General features: G+C 59.9%; 14 protein-coding genes. All 14 read left to right on the forward strand.

Going from position 1 to position 18,100, the window contains the following annotated elements; translation table 11 throughout:
• Positions 1-213: 213 nt before the first annotated feature.
• The 14 genes from VGL70_15940 (at position 214) to VGL70_16005 (ending at position 18,073) form a co-directional block, all read left to right on the forward strand.
• Positions 214-2,469 carry a xanthine dehydrogenase family protein molybdopterin-binding subunit gene (locus VGL70_15940; GenBank protein ID HEY3305016.1) on the forward strand — a complete coding sequence of 752 codons (2,256 nt, stop codon included), beginning with the start codon at positions 214-216 and terminating at the stop codon, positions 2,467-2,469.
• Between the two features lie 57 nt (positions 2,470-2,526).
• On the forward strand, positions 2,527-4,086 hold the full coding sequence (locus tag VGL70_15945) for an ABC transporter substrate-binding protein (protein HEY3305017.1): 1,560 nt from the start codon (positions 2,527-2,529) through the stop codon (positions 4,084-4,086).
• A 158-nt stretch (positions 4,087-4,244) separates the two neighbouring features.
• Positions 4,245-4,988, forward strand: coding sequence for an iron-containing redox enzyme family protein (locus VGL70_15950; protein HEY3305018.1), 744 nt, complete (start codon positions 4,245-4,247; stop codon positions 4,986-4,988).
• 277 nt (positions 4,989-5,265) lie between these two features.
• Positions 5,266-6,699 (forward strand): UbiD family decarboxylase, encoded by a 1,434-nt coding sequence (locus VGL70_15955; GenBank protein HEY3305019.1) that lies wholly within the window; start codon positions 5,266-5,268, stop codon positions 6,697-6,699.
• A 23-nt stretch (positions 6,700-6,722) separates the two neighbouring features.
• Complete coding sequence (locus VGL70_15960; GenBank protein ID HEY3305020.1) at positions 6,723-7,727, forward strand: ABC transporter substrate-binding protein; 1,005 nt, start codon at positions 6,723-6,725, stop codon at positions 7,725-7,727.
• Between the two features lie 16 nt (positions 7,728-7,743).
• On the forward strand, positions 7,744-8,721 hold the full coding sequence (locus VGL70_15965) for a molybdopterin cofactor-binding domain-containing protein (GenBank protein HEY3305021.1): 978 nt from the start codon (positions 7,744-7,746) through the stop codon (positions 8,719-8,721).
• 2 nt (positions 8,722-8,723) lie between these two features.
• The gene (locus tag VGL70_15970; GenBank protein HEY3305022.1) at positions 8,724-9,770 is read left to right on the forward strand and encodes a cupin domain-containing protein; all 1,047 of its coding nucleotides are present in this window, start codon (positions 8,724-8,726) and stop codon (positions 9,768-9,770) included.
• A 114-nt stretch (positions 9,771-9,884) separates the two neighbouring features.
• Complete coding sequence (locus VGL70_15975) at positions 9,885-10,880, forward strand: ABC transporter substrate-binding protein (GenBank protein ID HEY3305023.1); 996 nt, start codon at positions 9,885-9,887, stop codon at positions 10,878-10,880.
• Positions 10,870-11,883 carry an ABC transporter substrate-binding protein gene (locus VGL70_15980; GenBank protein HEY3305024.1) on the forward strand — a complete coding sequence of 338 codons (1,014 nt, stop codon included), beginning with the start codon at positions 10,870-10,872 and terminating at the stop codon, positions 11,881-11,883. Before VGL70_15975 ends, VGL70_15980 begins: the two co-directional genes overlap by 11 nt.
• Positions 11,880-12,872, forward strand: coding sequence for an ABC transporter substrate-binding protein (locus VGL70_15985; GenBank protein ID HEY3305025.1), 993 nt, complete (start codon positions 11,880-11,882; stop codon positions 12,870-12,872). The genes VGL70_15980 and VGL70_15985 overlap by 4 nt, the downstream gene beginning before the upstream one ends.
• An 88-nt stretch (positions 12,873-12,960) precedes the next feature.
• Positions 12,961-14,391 carry a UbiD family decarboxylase gene (locus VGL70_15990; GenBank protein ID HEY3305026.1) on the forward strand — a complete coding sequence of 477 codons (1,431 nt, stop codon included), beginning with the start codon at positions 12,961-12,963 and terminating at the stop codon, positions 14,389-14,391.
• A 170-nt stretch (positions 14,392-14,561) separates the two neighbouring features.
• Positions 14,562-16,118: an ABC transporter substrate-binding protein gene (locus tag VGL70_15995; protein HEY3305027.1), complete on the forward strand. Its 1,557-nt coding sequence runs from the start codon at positions 14,562-14,564 to the stop codon at positions 16,116-16,118.
• Between the two features lie 280 nt (positions 16,119-16,398).
• The gene (gene tnpA / locus VGL70_16000; protein HEY3305028.1) at positions 16,399-16,836 is read left to right on the forward strand and encodes an IS200/IS605 family transposase; all 438 of its coding nucleotides are present in this window, start codon (positions 16,399-16,401) and stop codon (positions 16,834-16,836) included.
• A 175-nt stretch (positions 16,837-17,011) separates the two neighbouring features.
• Positions 17,012-18,073, forward strand: coding sequence for an asparagine synthase-related protein (locus VGL70_16005; protein ID HEY3305029.1), 1,062 nt, complete (start codon positions 17,012-17,014; stop codon positions 18,071-18,073).
• Positions 18,074-18,100 lie beyond the last annotated feature (27 nt).

Below are 18,100 nucleotides of genomic sequence, written 5' to 3' on the forward strand. Positions count from 1 at the left end.
GGACGCGCGGGCTCTCCGAGCAGGCCACGGTCGCCACTGCGAGCCCGAGGGCGCGAGTCTTCGGCCGCGGCCGATGGGGTAGTGCCATGAGCCGAACCATTCTAGTCGGACGTCCGCGGCCTCTCCCTCGCGCCCCTCGCCCTCGCTTTCGGAGGGATGAGATGGCACTAGGCGAATGCGGCGAAGTGAAGCATAAATGCAGGAGTTGGAAAGTTGAAGGCATCCAAGGTCATCGGTAAATCCTTTCCCCGCGTCGAGGGGGCGGCGAAAGTCGGCGGCGGACTCTGCTACGCGGCGGACATTCTTCGGCCTGGATCTCTCTGGGGCAAGGTGTTGCGCAGCCCGCTGCCGCACGCGCGCATCCTTATTATAGACACGAGCCGTGCGCTGAGCCTCCCCGGCGTCAAGGCGGTCGTCACCGCCGCGGACATGAAGACGACGCTCGTCGGCGCGACCTTGAGAGACATGCCGGTGATGGCGCGCGACCGCGTGCGCTTCGTCGGCGAGGAGATCGCGGCGGTGGCGGCGGTCGACGCCGATACGGCCGAAGAGGCGGTGCAATTGATCGACGTCGAGTACGAAGAACTGCCCGCGGTGTTCGATCCGCTCGAGGCGATGAAGCCCGAGGCGCCCATCCTGCATCCCGATTACCCGACGTATAAGGGGCCGAAGACCATGGCGCTGGAGCTGAAGAACGTCCAGACGCTGGTGCGCGGCAGAAAAGGGGACATCGAGAAAGGCTTTGCCGAGTCGGATTATGTCTTCGAGAAAAGTTATCGCACGCAGCTCGTGCACCAGGGCTACCTCGAACCTTACGCCTGCACGGTCGAAGTCGATGGAGAAGGGCGTGTCGCCATTTGGGTCGCGAACCAAGCGTTCTTCAAATTGCGGCGCGTGCTGTCGGAATATTTGGAGCTTCCGCCGGAGGACATCACGATTTACCCCAGCAACATGGGCGGCTCGTTCGGCGCCAAGGATTTTCTTTTCTTGAATCCGGCGGCTTACTACCTCTCGAAAAAAACCGGCCGGCCGGTGCGCTTCGTGAAAAACTACAGCGAGGAGCTGGGAGCCACGACGCCGCGCCACTCGGCCGTGGTTTCTCTCCGCGTCGGCGTCAAGAATGACGGCCGGCTGTGGGCGTGGGAGGGGAAGACCTTCTACAACGGCGGCGCCTACGGCGCTTTCAAGCCCAATCCCGAAGGCTCGATGAGCGGCGCGTATATGGTCGCCGGCTCTTACAACATTCCCAACACGCGCCTCGAAGGTTATTGCGTTTACACTAATCAAGTCCCGTGCGGCTACTTCCGCGCGCCCGGAGAAACCCAGACTCTGTTCGCCGTCGAAAGCCATATGGATTTGATGGCGCAGTCGCTGGGAATGGACCCGATCGATTTTCGCCGCAAGAACGCGCTGAAAGAAGGCGATACGCGCGCGACCGGAGAGGCGCTGGAAGATCCGCACTGCCTCGAAGTGATCGATCGCGTGGCGAAGGTTTCCGGCTGGCGCAAAAAGCGATCCAAATTCGCGGCGGAAACCAAACTCGTCGGCCGCGGCATGGCGCTCGGCGACCGCCACGTGGGCCACGGCGAGTCGAGCTTCGAATTGCTTCTGGAGCGCGAGGGAACGCTCCGGCTCTTGAGCGGCGTCGGCGATCAGGGCGTCGGCGCCTATACGATGCATCGCCAGGTCGCGGCCGAGCTGCTCGGCGTCGATCCGGATGCGATCGCCATCGAAGTCAGGGACACCTCCAACGCGCCTTACGACCAGGGAATCAAAGGCGCGCGCGGAACCCACGTCGAAGGCCAGGCGGTCGCGCGCGCAACGAATTCCCTGATCGACAATCTGCGCGCTCTCGCGGCTTCTCACTGGGGCGCGCCGGCGGAAAAGATTTCCTGGGCCGGCGGCGCGGCGGTCGTGAAGGACAACGGGAAAAAGAAACGGCTGGGCTTGAAAGAATTGGCCGGTCTTTCGAAGCTTCCGCTCAAGGGGTTCGGCGAGTTCAAAGGACACAAGCCGCACGTCTATTCTTTTCAGGCGATCGTCGTCGACATCGAGGTGGACCGCGAAACCGGCGCGGTGGACTTGAAGCAACTTTATTTCGTCTACGACGTGGGCACGATCATCAACCCGCTGATTCATCAAGGACAGATCGACGGCGGCGTCGTTCAAGGCCTGGGCTACGCCCTGACCGAAGAGTTAAAGGTCGATGACGGCCGCGTGACGACGGTGACGCTCGGCGACTACAAGCTTCCCAACATCGCCGACAACGTGCCGCTCACGACCTCGCTCGTTCAAGCGAAGGTCGGTCCCGGCCCGTTCGGCGCGAAGGCGGTGGCGGAGGCGGGTGTCAGCATCGTCGCGCCGGCGGTGGCGAACGCGGTCTACAACGCGACCGGCGTGCGGATCACGGAGCTTCCAATCACCGCGGAAAAAATTCTCGACGGTTTAAGAGGTCATGCGAAAGTTTGAGAGAGTTGGTGCCGGAGTTTTGGCTGCGCGATTATGAAACGCAGCTCAGGGGGCTTTATGAACTGCTTGCGCATTGCGGCGTCGTTTTTGAGCGTCGTTCTTTCCGCCGGATTGTTGGAGGCGGCGGAATCCCCGAGATACGGGGGGCGTCTGGTTTTCGGCCTGACTCGCGACATCAGCGGCTTGAATCCTTTTGTTCGCACCCGCTCGACCAACAAATACGTGCGGCAGATCGCCTATGAAACGCTTCTCGACTACGACGCGAAGGGCCAGCTTGTCCCGGCCCTCGCCGACTCCTGGACGATCTCTCCCGACAGCAAGGTTTACACGATCAGGCTCAGGCGGGGGGTCAAATTCCACAACGGCGAGGATCTCACCGCGGAAGACGTGAAGTGGAGCGCCGACTACGCCAAGGATCCCAAGAACGCGGCGACCGGCGTCAACTTCCTGGAGAGAGTGCAGACGGTGAGCGTCAAGGACAAGTTCACCGTGGAGTTTCTCCTGAGGGAGCCGCAGGCGATCTTTCTTAACCTGTTGGCGTCGATGGAGGCTTCCTTCCCCGTTCTCCCCAAGGGGTCGGTGCCGGCGGCTCAGAGCAATCTGCCCGGTCCCCCTCCCGGGACCGGACCTTTTGAATTCAAAGAATACAAAACCGCAAGAGAAATAGTTTTTGTGCGCAACAAGAACTACTGGCAGAAAGGCGTTCCCTACCTGGACGAGCTGGTGCTCAAACCGGTGGAGGACGAGCAGGTTCGTTTTGCCTCGCTGCGCGCCGGCGACCTCGATATGATCGAGAGGACTCCCTACGCCTTTGTGAAGAAAATATTGAACCGAGAATTCCCGGAGATCAGGTTTACGGAAGCCAAATATGCCGGCTTTCGCCGCCTGATATTCAACGTTGTGAATCCTCCCTTTAACGATCTCAAGCTGCGCCTGGCCGTGCTTTACGCGCTGGACAAAAAAAATTATCTCGAAGGGGCCTTCTGGGGTCTTGGGGAACCGGCGAACCACGCGATTCCGACGGAGAACCCCTGGTACGTGAAGCTGCCGGAGGCCAAGCGGGATTTGGCGAAGGTCAAGACTCTTCTCAAGGAAGCAAAAGTCGGCGCCGACTTTGAAGTGGAAATTTTGGGACGCATCGGCGAAGAGTCGGAGACCCAAATCCTTCGCGAGCAACTGACCAGCGCGGGGATCAAAACCAGGGTTGCGCTTCTGGAGAGCGCGGCGCGCGAGAAGCGGACCCGCGCGGGTGATTTTATGGCGGTGCTAAGCGGGATGGACGTGCCCAACGATCCGGGGGACGATTATTCGGTGGAGTATGGCTGTAATCCCGAGGAAGTGGCGGCCAAACGACGCGGCCAGAACCAGGCGGGGTATTGCAATAAAGACTTTGACCGGCTGATGGCGGAGGCTTCGAAGATCCAGGATGCGAAAAAGCGTTACGAGCTTTACGCCAAAGCGCTCGGGATTCTCCATCAAGAAATTCCGGCCATCTCGCTCGCCTTCGTGCCGCGCTATTTCACCTATCGACAGAAGGTGCGGGGCTTCAATAGCGACGGAGGCGATCGCTTCAACACGGTCGCTGCCGGTTTTTCCCGGGTTTGGATAGAGCCTTGAGTCTATTGAAGGACGTACCGTTCACCCTTCGACGATGCTCAGGGCGAACGGAGCAGGAGTTGCCTTGTTGAAGATTTTCCGTTCGTGCTGAGCCTGTCGAAGCACGAGAAGCTCTTATAGCAGCTTTCTAGGAGGCTGCTGAACAAGGAGGGATCAAGATGCCCAAGCCGCCCGACGAATTCGTCGCAGAGCTTTTACGCGCGAGGCGACCGCGTCGCGAGGAACGGCCGACGCGAGCGCTGATCGTCCAGGGAAAGCTCGGCAAAGATCAAGTCAAGCTGTGGGTCAAGCAGATCCATTATTATCGCGTCAACGTGCCGCGCAAGGAGCTCTACATTTTGGCCAATTGCCCGATCAGAGAGATTCGAATGGAGCGCGTGAAGAAGTATCTCGAAGAGGAGGACGATCGCGTGATGGGCGGGAAAGTCGGGCCGCACGCCGAGCTGTGGGCGCAACTGGGCGAAGGCTTGGGAATCAGCCGCGCGGAGATGGAAGACTTCCGCGATCTCTCTCCGGAGTACCGGCTTCTGGTCGATTCCTGGGTGAATTACGCGCGCGACCATAGCTGGCTCGAAGGCTCGGCGATGAGCTTCGATGAAGACGGCGGCACGGGCCCCTCGGGCGAGGGCATGAACATGGCGCGGGCCCTGTCCAAATTCTACGGTGTCCCAGATTCGGCATTGGGTCATTTCACGCTCCATTCCGAGCTCGACATCGAGCACGGCGCGTCGACCCACGACCTGATCCGAAAATACGCCGTGACGGATGAGCAGCAGGAGGGCGTGCGCGCCGCGGTCCGCTTCAAAAGAGCCTTCCACACGATGGAAGACCTCTGCATGCGCATCGCTTGCCGGATCGATCCGCAGCTATACGCCGAGCTGGATGCTACGGCGAGAACTTAAAGCCTTCGTGGCCTTCGTTAATAATATGGGTTTGATCGCGCCAAGATGCCAAGAACGCAAAGAAATCGAGAAATCCCCCTTTCATCCCCCTTTGACAAAGGGGGAAAGAGGGGGATTTGAAGAACCTTGGCGTCCTTTGCGCCTTTGCGCGAGTCACTCCGATTTGGTTGCGGCGTAGCCGCGCTGGCCTCTTCGTGGTGATTAAATTTTTGACCACGAAGGACACGAAGCACACGAAGGAAGAGACGCAAAGCAAGAGGATCTCGGGAGCTTCAGCATGCCGTTCCAAAACCTGAGAGATTATCTCGAAAAAGTCGAAGAGTACGGCGATCTTCTGAAGATCGACGGAGCGGACCGCGACGAGGAGATCGGCGCTCTGGCGGAAATCGTCGCCGGCACGGCCAAGCACCCGATGGTGCTGTTCGACAACATCAAAGGATTCCCCGCCGGCTACCGCGTCTCGGCCAGCACGATGGGCGGCGTCGGCAGAATGGCGCTCGGACTCGGATTGGATCCGGCGCTCGGCAACGTCGATCTGGTCAAGGCGTGGAAAGAGAAGCTCAAGACGTTCAAGCGGGTCGAGCCGCGCGAAGTCGCCGATGGTCCGGTCAGGGAAAATGTTTTCTCCGGCGAAAAAATAGATCTCCTCAAGTTCCCCGCGCCGAAATGGCACGAGAAGGACGGCGGCTACTACATCGGCACCGGCTGCTGCGTGATCACGCGGGATCCGGACGACGGCTGGGTCAACATGGGCGTCTATCGCGTCGAGGTGCACGATAAAAAAACTCTCGGAATCTTTATCAACCACATCCAGCACGGGCGGCTCATCGTCGAGAAATATTGGGCGCGCGGCAAGAGCTGTCCGGTGGTTGTCTCTTTCGGACAAGACCCGGCGCTATACCTGGCCGCGGCGCAGCGCGAGCCCTGGGGCGTCGGCGAACTCGGCGTTGCCGGATGGCTTCGCGGCGAGCCGGTTGAAGTTCTGAAGGGCGAGAAAACGGGGCTGCCGATTCCGGCGCACGCGGAGATCGTCGTCGAAGGAGAAATCCTTCCGATCGAAAAAGAAGCCCGCCCCGAAGGACCCTTCGGCGAGCGCACCGGCTATTACGCGACGGGCACCAGAAATGAACCTGTCGTTCGTGCGTTAACGCTCATGCACCGAAACGATCCGATCATCCAGGGCGATCCGCCGTTGAAGCCGGTGCCCGGGATGGATCATTTCGGCATCCCGCTGCCCGCGGCGGGCGTGTGGTCGGTGTTGGAAGCGGCCGGCATCCAGGACGTGCGCGGCGTCTGGCTCCACGGCCCGTTCGCGACGGTGATCTCGCTAAAGCAGCGCTACGAAGGCCACGCGCGCCAGGCGGCGGCGATCGCGCTCGGCGCGCGCGCCACGGTTCACTTAGGAAGATTCGTCATTCTCGTCGATGACGACATCGATCCGTCGGATCTCGGCGACGTCTTCTGGGCGATCACGACGCGCTGCGATCCGGCGGAGCAGACGGAAGTCCTGAAAGGATTCCCGACGAGCGGCATCAATCCGCGCGTCGCGCCGACGGACCGCGAAGAGGGCCACTTCGTCTCTTCCAAGATGGTCATCGACGCGTGCCGGCCTTTTCGTTGGATCAAGGATTTTCCGGCAACCAATGTGATGAGCGCGGAGCTGAAAAAGAAAGTGGCGGAGAAGTGGAAGCGTCTGCTGGAGCGGATCTGAGGTGAAGTAACGGGGGCAAGACGATGCGGAAATTATTTTTGATCCTTCTCTCGGCGTTCGCGTTTGCGGCCGCGCCGAAAATTCTTCCGGCGGCCGAACGGAGCTTGCGCGTCTCTTTCTCGGCGCCCGCGACCGTCTACCTTCCACTCTGGGCGGCCGCCGACGCCGGCTTTTTTAAAAAACAGGGGCTCGACGTGGAGATCGTCCACGTCGGCTCGTCGCCCATCGCCGTGTCCGCGCTCATCACCACCGACGAGACTCAGGTCCTGTCCGGGGGCGGCACCGTGGCGCCGACCGCCTATCTCCAGGGAGAGCGGGGGCTGCAGATCTTCGCGCGCATGAACAACCGGTTTGTCTTCTCGCTCTTCTCCCATCCGTCGATTACGACCTTGGAGGGGCTCAAGGGAAAAAAACTCGGCATCACGAGATTCGGCGGCAGCCTCGATTTTGCGACGCGCTATTTTCTCAGACAACAGGGAATCGACGCCCGCAAGGACCTGAATCTGATCCAGCTCGGCCGCGTGCCGGATATCGCCACCGCGCTGGTCGCCGGCTCCGTCGAGGCCGGCACGGTCTCGTTCCCGCATCACCTGATTCTAAAAAAGCTCGGCTACCGCGAGCTTGCCGATTTGAGCCAGATGGACACGCCGTACGCCACGACCGCCTTCGTCGGCCGGCGGCGTTTTCTGGCGGAAAACGAACCCCAGATGGAGCGGTTCGTCAAAGCGCTGATCGAGTCGATTCATTATTTGAGGTCGCACCGGACCGAGGCGCTCAAGATTATTTCGCGCTACACGCGCCTCTCCGACATGGAGCTTCTCGGCCAGGATTTCGATTTCCACATGCAAAAGATCTGGCCCAGGGTGCCGCAGATCCAGCCGGAGGATCTGAAGCTGGCCCTGGAGGAGCTCGGCGAAAGAAATCCGAAGGCGCGCGAGATAAGCCCGGCCGATTTGATCTACGGCCAGATCGTGAAAAACGTCATCGCATCCGGCTTTGCGGACAAACTTTACAAACAAAGCCCGTAAGGACGATTCCAGGCTGATGAATTCTTCGACGGTCGGACGGCCGGTCGCGCGCGTCGACGGCCCCGCCAAGGTGAGCGGCGCGTGCGTTTACGCGGCCGACGTTCCGGGCGCGGGAACGCTGTGGGGAAAATTTTATCGCAGCCCGCTGCCGCACGCGCGCATCCTGAACGTCGATACGGCAAAGGCCAAGAAAGTTCCCGGCGTCAAAGCGGTGATCGCGGCGGGCGACGTGTCGCCGCGGCGCGAAGGCTACACCTTGCAGGACAAGCCGATCTTCGCGCGGGAAAAAGTTTTATATTGCGGCGAAAAGGTCGCGGGCGTCGCGGCCGTCGATAAAGAAGCGGCGGAAGAAGATTTTATCGCGTGTCTCAAAGCACAGGCCGCGGCGTACTGGAGAGTCGCCGCCGGCCAAGTCGAGTGGCAAGCGGGTAAGGCGTGGTTGGTGAACGGCCGAAAAGCCAAAAATCTCGGCCTCGACGATCTGGCCCGCATGATCGAGGCGCCGCTCAAAGGCTACGGCCATTACAAGGCCGAGAAAAAACCTTCGGTCTATTCCTTTCAGGCGATCGCCGCAGACGTCGAAGTCGACCTCGAAACCGGCGCCGTCCGCGTCGCGAAGCTCTATTTTACTTACGACGTGACCAAAGTCATCAATCCGGTCATTCACCAGAGACAGATCGACGGCGCGATCGTCCAGGGAGTGGGCTATTCGTTGATGGAGGAAATGGCCGTGGACGAAGGGCGGGTGCTCACTCTGAGCCTAGGCGATTACAAGATACCCAACATCAAAGACGTTCCGCCGCTGCTTACCTCGTTGGTGCGCGCCAAAGAAGGCCCCGGACTTTACGGCGTGAAAGCGGTGGCGGAAGCGGGAATCAGCATCGTCGCGCCGGCAATCGCGAATGCGATTTACAACGCGACGGGCGTGAGAATCATGGACCTGCCGGTCACGGCGGAAAAAATCCTCGCCGGTCTGGCGCACCCTTCGAGGTAAATATGGCGGTCCTTAAACCCGAAGAGCACGAGCGGATGGTGATGGAGTCGGTCCGCTTCGCCAAGGAAGAGGCGAAGCGGCGGCAACAGACGCCGGTGCAGATCAAAGCCGAGGAAATCCGCACGCAGTTTGAAACGAATTCCCATCTCTATCTCGTCGATCCGCGCCTGGGCTTCAATCACCGGACGTTTCGCTTCTGGATCAACCGCATTCCCGCGGGCGAGGAAGAGGGCATGGGGTGGAAGACGCTGGGGCATCGCCATACGGTCGAGGCGGTGCTCCACGTGCTGCGGGGCAACGGCCACAGCATCGTCGACGGCGCGCGCTACGACTGGGAGCCGGGGGATTTCATCAGCGTGCCGATGTTCTCCTGGCACCGGCACGTCAACACCGGCGACAAGGACTTTATATATCTGGCGGCGACCACCGGCCCGCTGTCTTTGTCTCTCGGCCTCGCGGTGTACGAGGACGAGCGCTATCCGGACTACTGGGTTTTCGGCCACAAAAGCGAGAGCGCGATGAAGTCGCTGATCCCCGGCGCGGACGACAGCACGCGCGTCCGGCTCGCCGAGGAGTCGGCGCGCGAGCCGCTGAGCTCGACGGACGCCCATTACCGGCAGCATTTGTTGTTTTCCGGCGGCGAGGAAAAACGCCGCCGCCAGAGCCGCGTGTTGGTGAAAGGCGCCGGGATCGATTTTGAAAAGACGGCGATGGGCCGTCTTCGCTATGTCATCGACCCGCGCACCGGCTTTCTCATGCGAGTCCTTGGCACCCTCGTGGCTGAGATTTCGCCCGGCAAACGCTCGGGCGCGCACCGGCATATGTACGAAGAGGTGAATTATATTTTGTCCGGGCGCGGCTACAGCATGATCGAAGACCGGAGATACGATTGGGCTGAAGGCGACGTTCTCTGCATTCCGGTCTTCGCGTGGCACCAGCACTTCAACATGGGCGAGGATCCGGCGCGGCTGCTGGTCCATCACAGCCGCCCGCTGATGGAAAACCTCGGCTTCATGCATGTGGAACAAGGAGAAACGAGCGATGAGTGAAGAAATGTGTTTCCGGCGAAATTCAAAACCCCCTCTTAAATCTCCCCCTTGCTAAGGGGGAGAAAAAGAGGGGGTACGGAATGACGGGGTTATATTGGAGGCGTCACTGAATTTATGAACAAACGATGTTTTTTTTTCCTCTGCCTGATCTTTTTTCTCCTTCCGTCGGCGATTTCCTTTGCGCAGCGCAAGACGCTGCGCATCTCCTATCCCGCGCCGGTCACCGTCTATCTCCCTCTCTGGGTCGCCAAAGACGCGGGCTTCTTCGCCAAGAACGGCCTCGACGTCGAGCTGGTTCACGTCGGTTCCTCGCCGCTGTCGCTGTCGGCTTTTTTCGCCGGCGAGATCGACATCCTCGGCGGCGGCGGCGCGGCCGGACCGAACGCGTATCTGCGCGGGCAGCGCGACCTGGTTTTTTTCGCCGCGATGAACAACAAGTTCGTCTTTACCATTTACGGCCATCCGTCGATTGCGAGCCTGCAAGGCGTGCGCGGCAAGCGGGTCGGCGTGACGCGCTTCGGCGGGACCATGGACTTCGCGACGCGCCATTTCCTCAAGCAGACGGGTTTCGATCCGGGCCGGGACGTGACGTTGATTCAGGTCGGCCGGGTGCAGGATATCCTGTCGGCGCTGACGGCCGGATCGATCGACGCGGGCACGATGGCGTTTCCCTACGACATCAAGGCCAAGGAACTCGGTTATCGAGAGCTGGCCGATCTCACGCAGAGCGGCGCGCGCTACGCCTCGTCGTCGATGCTGGCGCGCAGGCAGTTTCTGGCACAGAACAAGGCGCAGATGGAAGGAGTGGTTCGCGCCCTGATCGAAGCCCTTCACTTGATCCGGACGCGCCGCGACGACGGAATAAAAATTCTCGCCCGCTACACCCGGCTGGACGACGCGAAAGTTTTGGGTCAGACCTTCGATTTTCACAACCGGGTCATCTGGCCGCGCGTGCCGGAAATTCAACCGGAAGATCTCAAGCTGGTTCTAGAGGAGCTGGCGGAGAGCAACCCCAAGGCCCGCGAAATCGATCCCGCCGATCTGATTTACGGATCCATCGTCAAGGACGTGGTCGCAAGCGGGTTCGTCGAGAAGCTCTATGCGAAATGAAATTTTCAAGCGGGCGCGAATCGGTTTTTTAATATTATTTGCCTGGATCGGTCTTGCGCCGATTCCCGCGCGGGCTGCCGCGCCGTCTTCTCTCCGCGTCTCGTATCCCGCGCCGACGGCGTCGCAGCTGCCGCTGTGGGTGGCGAAAGAGAGAAATTTTTTCGACAAGCACGGCGCCGCCGTCGAGCTGGTCTACGTCGGCTCGTCGTCCATCGCCATCGCCGCGCTCTTCAGCGGCAATCTGGACGTCGTCGCCGGCGGTGGGGTCGGCGGCATCGCCTCGTACCTCCAGGGCTATCGCGACCTCGCGCTCTTCGCCAGCTTGAACAACCGGCTGAACTTCTTCGTCTACGCGCATCCTTCCATCACCGAGCCGTCGGGTCTCCGCGGCAAAAAATTAGGCGTCAGCCGCTTCGGCGGCGTCGGCGATTTCGCCGCGAGGTTTTTCTTGAAGCGCGCGGGTCTCGACCCGCGCAAGGACCTGGCCATGATCCAGGTGGGCAGCCAATCGGAATTGACGCCGGCGCTGGCGCGCGGCGCCATCGACGCGGGCACCGTGGCGGTGCCGCAGAACTTCGTCGCCAAGAAGATGGGCTATCGCGAGCTGGCCGACCTGACGCAGAGCGGCGCGCGCTACGCGTCGAACGCTTTTTTGGCCAAGAAGAGTTTTCTCGTCGACAACCGGGCGCGCATGGAAGCCTTCCTTCGCGCCGTCATCGAAGCGATCCACTTCGTCAAGACGCGCCGCGCCGAAGCTCTGAGCATCCTGGCGCGCTACACGAGGACGAGCGACGCCGAAGCGCTCGGTCAGACTTACGACGAATACGTGCACAAAGTCTGGCCCCAGGTTCCCGGCATCGAGCCGGAAGATCTCAAGGCGGTGTTCGAGCAGATGGGCGAGACCAATCCCAAAGCGCTGGAGGTCAATCCCGCCGAGTTAATTTATGCGCCGTTGATGGAAAACGTGGTGAAGTCGGGTTTCGTGAAGGAGCTTTATAAATGACGGTTCGGCTCATCGCTGCGATTATCTGCGTGTGGATCGCTTGGGTATCGGATCGAGCGATTGCCGCGACTTCGCTCCGCGTCGCGTATCCGGCGCCGACGGCTTCGTTCTTGCCGCTGTGGACGGCCCAAGACGCCGGATTCTTCAAAAAGCACGATCTCGCGGTCGAAGTGATCCAGGTCGGATCGTCCACGCGCGGCATGGCCGCTCTCCTCGCCGGCCAGATCGACGTTCTCGCCGGCGGCGGCACCGGCGGCATTATCGCCCAGCTTCAGGGCTTCAACGACCTCGCGATCTTCGGGACCAATGTTCATACCTGGGTGTTTTCGGTTTACTCCGCGGCGTCCATCAATAACATCGCGCAGCTCCGCGGCAAGAAGTTGGGCGTGACCCGGTTCGGCGGGACTTTGGACTTCGCCGCGCGCTATTTTCTGAAAAGCCAGGGGCTGGAAGCGGGCAAAGACGTGGTTCTCATTCAGATCGGCACTTCGGCGGACATCCTCACGGCGCTGGCCAACGGCGTGGTCGAGTCGGGAATGATGTCGGTGCCGTATCTGTTCATCGCCAGGCGGCTGGGACTGCGCGAGCTGGTCGATCTGTCGCAGAGCGGCATCCGCTATGCGCAGGCGGCGCTGGTCGCGAAGCGAAGTTTTCTGCGCGACAAACGCGACGTGATGCAAAGATTCATCAAGTCGCAGATCGAGGCGACGCATTTTCTCAAGACGCGCCCGGCGGATGGGATGAAAATATTGGGCCGCTACACCCGCACCGACGACGGGGACATCCTCAAGCAGGCGTACCATTATCACGTCGACCGGTTGCTCTCGCCCGTTCCGGAAATTCGCCCGGACGACGTGAGACTTCTACTGGAAGAAGCCGCGCTCACGAATCCCAAAGCCAGGGGCGCGAATCCGCAGGATTTCATCGACGAAGCCCCGGTGCGCGACGTGGTGCGCTCGGGCTTCGTCGAGCAGTTGTATAAGAAGTAGCGTTCGTGGTGACAAAATTTTCGACCACGAAGAGCACGAAGGTCACGAAGGAAGAGGGGCAAAGACAGAGACATCCCTAGGGGGATCCATGGAAGACTTGAGAAGCTGGATGAAAGAGGCCGACGCGCTCGGCCAGTTGAAGAGGATCAACGGCGCGGATACCGATCTGGAAATCGGCGTCATCACGGAAATCAACGGCCAGCGGCGCGGGCCGGCGCTTCTGTTCGACGAGATTCCCGGTTTTCCCAAAGGCTATCGCATCCTCACGGGCTCGACGCTCAACGCCAAGCGGCTCGCGCTGACGCTCGGCTTCCGCGACGTAGATACCGACCATCAGCTCGTTTCGCGCCTGGAGGGAAAGATGAGCGAGTACGAGCGGAGGGCGGCGGATTTTCCGACGCAAGACGTTTCGGACGCCCCGCTCTTACGCCATCGCTATCGCGACGGACAAGTGAACCTGCTCCAGTTTCCCGCGCCCAAGTGGCACGAGCACGACGGCGGCAAATATCTCGGCACGGGCTGCGTCGTCGTCACGAAAGATCCCGACAGCGGCCGGATCAACTTCGGGTCCTATCGATTGATGCTGCAGGACAAGAAAACCGTCACGCTCCACATCTCTCCCGCGCACCACGGCGCGATCAACGTGAAAAAATATCACGAGCGGGGCGAGGCGGCGCCGGTCGCGGTCTCGCTCGGGCACCATCCGCTCTACCTGATGATTTCGGGCATGGGCATCTCTTATGGAATATCGGAGTACAACTATCTCGGCGCGGTGATGGGAAAATCCGCTCCCGTGATTCGCGGCGAGGTGACGGGCCTTCCCCTTCCCGCGGGCAGCGAGCTCGCCTTCGAGGGTTTCTCGCCGCCCGGCGAGCTGCGCGAAGAAGGGCCGTTCGGGGAATATACAGGCTACTACGCCTCGGGACGGGGCAAAGAGCCGGTCATCGACATCAAGGCGCTTTACCACAGAGACGATCCGATCAACCTCGGCTCGCCGCCGGGGCTGCCGCCGCACGATTACTCGTACGCGAGCTGCTTGATCAAGTCGGTCAACGTCAAAGAATCGCTCGTCCGGGACGGCATCGCCGACATCAGGGGCGTGTGGTATCACGAAGCGGCGGGCGTTAATTTTTTCGCCGTGGTATCGATTCGCCAGCGCTATCCCGGCCACGCGCGCCAGGCGGGCCACGTCGCGGCGCAATGCCAGGCAGCGGGCAATCATCTGGGACGCTACGTCGTCGTCGTCGACGACGACATCGATCCGGCGAACATCAACGAGGTCCTCTGGGCGATCGGCACGCGATCGAATCCGGAGAAGGACATCGACGTCATCCCCAACACCTACACGAGCCCGCTCGATCCGATCTACTCCAAAGGCGCGAAGGTCGCCTTCGGCGCGCGCGCGGTGATCGATGCCTGCAAGCCGTACGATTGGATTCGCGAATTTCCCAAGACCGCGTCGTCGAGCGCGGAGTTGAAACAAAAGGTACTGGCCAAATGGCAGAAAATTCTCGAGTAGAGCCGGCGAATCCGGGCTTCGTGTGCTTCGTGTCAGCCTGAGGCTGATCAGCCTCTCTTTTTGGCCGATCCTTCGTGGTCAGAAAGTTTGTCACCACGAAGAGCACGACCCTTCGAGAGTCTCAGGGTCGTGGTGAGCAAGGTCGAACCACGAAGGTCACGAAGGATGTTATGAAACGCCTGGCAACCGCAATCCTGTGCTTTGCGATGCTCTCGTTGCCGGAGCTAGCCGGAGGCGCGGAGAAGCCGATCCACGGAGGCCGGCTGGTTTTCGGCATTCGAAACGACATCACCTCGCTCAATCCTTTTATCCGCACGAGCTCCACCAATTACTATGTGCGCGGTCTGGCGTACGAGGCGCTGCTCGATTTCGATAAGACGGGAAAATTGGTCCCGTCCCTGGCGCAGTCCTGGAGCGTCTCTCCCGACGGGAAAAGCTACATCTTCAAGCTCCGGCCGGGAGTAAGATTCCACAACGGAAAAGAGCTGACCGCCGAGGACGTGAAGTGGTCGGCGGATTACGCCCTCGACGCCAAGAACACGGCCTCGGGCTTCACGATCCTGAAAAATCTGCAGAGCGTAAACGTCAAAGACGGGCTCACGGTTGAGTTCGTTCTCAAGCAGCCGATGGGAGCGTTTCTCAATCTGCTGGCAATGGTCAGATCTTTTCCGGTCGTGCCGAAGGATTCCGTGCCGGAAGGAAGCGCGAAAGTGCTGACGCCGCCGCCGGGCACGGGCCCGTTCATCTTCAAGGAATACAAGCCGTCGCGGGAAATGATCTTTGCGCGCAACAAAACCTACTGGCAAAAAGGGCTCCCCTACCTGGACGAGCTGGTGCTCAAGCCGGTGACGGACGACCAGGTCCGTTTCATCTCGGTGCGGAGCGGCGATCTGGATATCATCGAGAGAACTCCCTACGCCGCGGTCCGAAAGCTGCTTGCGGGAGGATCTCCCGATCTCAAGATTACCGAGGTGAAATACGCCGGCTATCGCCGGATGCTTTTCAACGTCGCCGATCCGCCGTTCAATAATCTCAAGCTGCGCCAGGCGGTGCGCTACGCGCTCGACAAAAAGAAGTATATCGAAGGCGCGTTCTGGGGCTTCGGCGAGCCGGTCGATCAGGTTTTTCCCAAGGAGAGTCCCTGGCGGGTCAAGCTTCCCGAGATCAAAACGGATCCGGCCCGAGCGAAGACGCTGCTAAAAGACGCGGGCATCAGCCCCGATCTGGAAGTCGAGCTGACGGGCCTCAAGTCGGAGGAAGAAGAACTCCAGGTGATCCAGCAGCAATTGACGGCCGCCGGCTTCAAGGCCAAAGTGTTGGTGCTGGAGCGGGGCGCGCGGGGATCGCGCGAAGGCCGCGGCGATTTCATGATGGTGCTCTCCGGCAGCGATATACCGAACGATCCGGAAGAAGAATACCCGAGCGAGTTCGGCTGCGCCGAGGAAGAGGTCAAGTCCAAGAACCGGACCGAAAACACCTCCGGCTATTGCAACCCGGAAGTCGACCGGCTGATGGAGGAAGCGTCGAAGATCACCGATCAGAAAAAACGTTATGACCTTTTCGCCCGGGTCACCCGCATCCTGCACGAGGAAATACCCGGCATTCCGTTAGCCTTTGTGCCGCGCTTTTTCACTTACCATAAAAAAGTCAGAGGATTCGAGACCGATTTCGACGGCCGCTTCAATATGACCACGGCCGGTTTTTCCCGTGTGTGGATAGAACGGTAGGCGCGGCGAGCATGATGACGACGCGGCGAGGTGTATCTAAAGTTCGTGGAATAATTGCTGCATCGTTCGGGCGAAAAATCTCCCCTTCCCCTCTTTTTCAAAGAGGGATTAACGGAGTAATGGAGAAAAATTCCCCCTTTGAAAAAGGGGGATCAAGGGGGATTTAGAGTGAGTCAGCCGTCGTCATATATTGCAATTCTTAAGCGAACTTTAATGTCTCCTTCTGGGAATGGGAGAAAATCCCTCGCCTTTAGGCGAAGCCTTGAGGTAAAACATCCGTGTGCAGATATACCGGACGACCAGTCATACGAAATACGATCTCAAGTATCACTTGGTTTGGATTACCAAGTACCGCCGGGCGGTGCTGAGTGGGGTGGTGGGGGCGCGGGTGCGCGAACTCATTCGGGAGATTTGTAGGGCGAATGATATCGAGATACTGAAAGGGCATGTGGGGAAAGACCATGTCCATTTGTTTGTGTCGGTGCCGCCGTATCTGTCGGTGAGTAAAGTGATGCAGTATCTCAAAGGGAAGACCAGTCACAAGTTGCTGATGGAGTTCGCGCATCTGCGCCGGCAATTTTGGGGGCGACACCTTTGGGCGCGGGGGTATTTTGCAGCAAGCAGCGGAAACGTAACGGACGAGGTCATTGCGCAATACATAGCGACACAAGGGCAGGAACCTTCCGAGGCCGACGAGGATTTCAAGATTGAAGAGTAGTTTCATCGGGTCTTCAGCCGTCTTTAGACGGAAAGGAACCCACCGCCTTTAGGCGGTGGTCATCAGTTTCGAGTTGAAGGCACATCGTTCGCAAAGTCTCCAGGAGAATGCCGGCCGTCTCGCGGCGCTATTCTCCGAATCCTGCGTTTCGCGAACCGCGCCGGGTCTGGCGAATGTGGTTTCCTTGAGCGGGGGCCTGGACTCCAGGGCGGTGGCGGCATGCTACCAAAGACAAAGCCTGCCCGCTTGCGCCGCCACGTTCATCGATCACGCGGAAAGCTTCGCGGCGGACGCGCGGATAGCCGAGCAAGTCGCAAAGCTGCTCGATATGGAATGGCGGCTATTCCGGCTGGCGGCTCCACGAAGGCGAGACGTGTTAAAGCTTCTCAGACTGAAGAACGGGATGAATTCGCTGGGGATGTCCTTTCTGGTGCCTTATTTAGACGAGGTGCGAAGAGCCTACGGCCCGAAAATGATTTTTGTCACCGGCGATTCCGGCGACAAGGCGCTTCGCGATCTGACTCCTGCGGCAAAAGTTCAGGATTTGAATTCGACCGTGGATTACCTGATCGCGCAGTATGCGAAATTTCCGCTGGAGACGGTGGCCGCGCTCACGGGAGTGAAGGCATCGGAAATCATCGGTGAAATACGGGACCAACTCTCGGCCTATCCCGAAGCAGATTGGCGCCAGCGATACGTGCATTTCGTCATTTGTGAAAGAGCGCTCAGGTGGCAATCGGAGGGCGAGGATAGAAATCGATGTTACTTCTGGAGCGCGACGCCGTTTTCCGGCGCTCGGGTCTTCAACTATGCCATGGGCTGTCCGGATGAACAGAAAGCGCGGTTTGGCTTGTACCGGGAATTTTTACAAGCGCTTTCGCCTGCCGCCGCCGCCGTCGAGTATGCCGGAATGGGAGGATCCGTCGCGTCGGACAAATTCAGAGTCGCCGCTAAAGCGCTGGCGCTCCTGGCAGAGCGTATGGAGCTTCGCCGCACCGTGGAAAAAGCGGCCGGTCCGACGGATGGATATAGCGGAGACTCGATGATCGTAAGGTGTATGCGCCGGCAGATGGCGACCGCCGATCTCATTTTCGACTACCTCTCGCCGACGCGCATGAAGAGTATCGTCGAGGCGAGCGCCGAACAGTCCAAAGAAGGTTTCCAAAATCTGTTTACGATCACTTCCATCATGGAAGACATGGCTACGGGGGGCAGCAGCCTGGAGCGCCCCAATTAGCCATCGGTTCACAGGTATCGCGTGAAC

The sequence above is a fragment of the Candidatus Binatia bacterium genome (assembly GCA_036504975.1).
Taxonomy (GTDB): Bacteria; Desulfobacterota; Binatia; order UBA9968; family UBA9968; genus JAJPJQ01.

Bases quoted from the DNA above. Each gene is read 5' to 3' on its own strand.
- VGL70_15970 (HEY3305022.1), top strand. From the start codon at position 8,724: ATGGCGGTCCTTAAACCCGAAGAGCACGAGCGGATGGTGATGGAGTCG.
- VGL70_15965 (HEY3305021.1), top strand. From the start codon at position 7,744: ATGAATTCTTCGACGGTCGGACGGCCGGTCGCGCGCGTCGACGGCCCC.
- VGL70_15990 (HEY3305026.1), top strand. From the start codon at position 12,961: ATGGAAGACTTGAGAAGCTGGATGAAAGAGGCCGACGCGCTCGGCCAG.
- VGL70_15985 (HEY3305025.1), top strand. From the start codon at position 11,880: ATGACGGTTCGGCTCATCGCTGCGATTATCTGCGTGTGGATCGCTTGG.
- VGL70_15960 (HEY3305020.1), top strand. From the start codon at position 6,723: ATGCGGAAATTATTTTTGATCCTTCTCTCGGCGTTCGCGTTTGCGGCC.
- VGL70_15955 (HEY3305019.1), top strand. From the start codon at position 5,266: ATGCCGTTCCAAAACCTGAGAGATTATCTCGAAAAAGTCGAAGAGTAC.
- VGL70_15995 (HEY3305027.1), top strand. From the start codon at position 14,562: ATGAAACGCCTGGCAACCGCAATCCTGTGCTTTGCGATGCTCTCGTTG.
- VGL70_15950 (HEY3305018.1), top strand. From the start codon at position 4,245: ATGCCCAAGCCGCCCGACGAATTCGTCGCAGAGCTTTTACGCGCGAGG.
- VGL70_15980 (HEY3305024.1), top strand. From the start codon at position 10,870: ATGCGAAATGAAATTTTCAAGCGGGCGCGAATCGGTTTTTTAATATTA.
- VGL70_15945 (HEY3305017.1), top strand. From the start codon at position 2,527: ATGAACTGCTTGCGCATTGCGGCGTCGTTTTTGAGCGTCGTTCTTTCC.
- VGL70_15975 (HEY3305023.1), top strand. From the start codon at position 9,885: ATGAACAAACGATGTTTTTTTTTCCTCTGCCTGATCTTTTTTCTCCTT.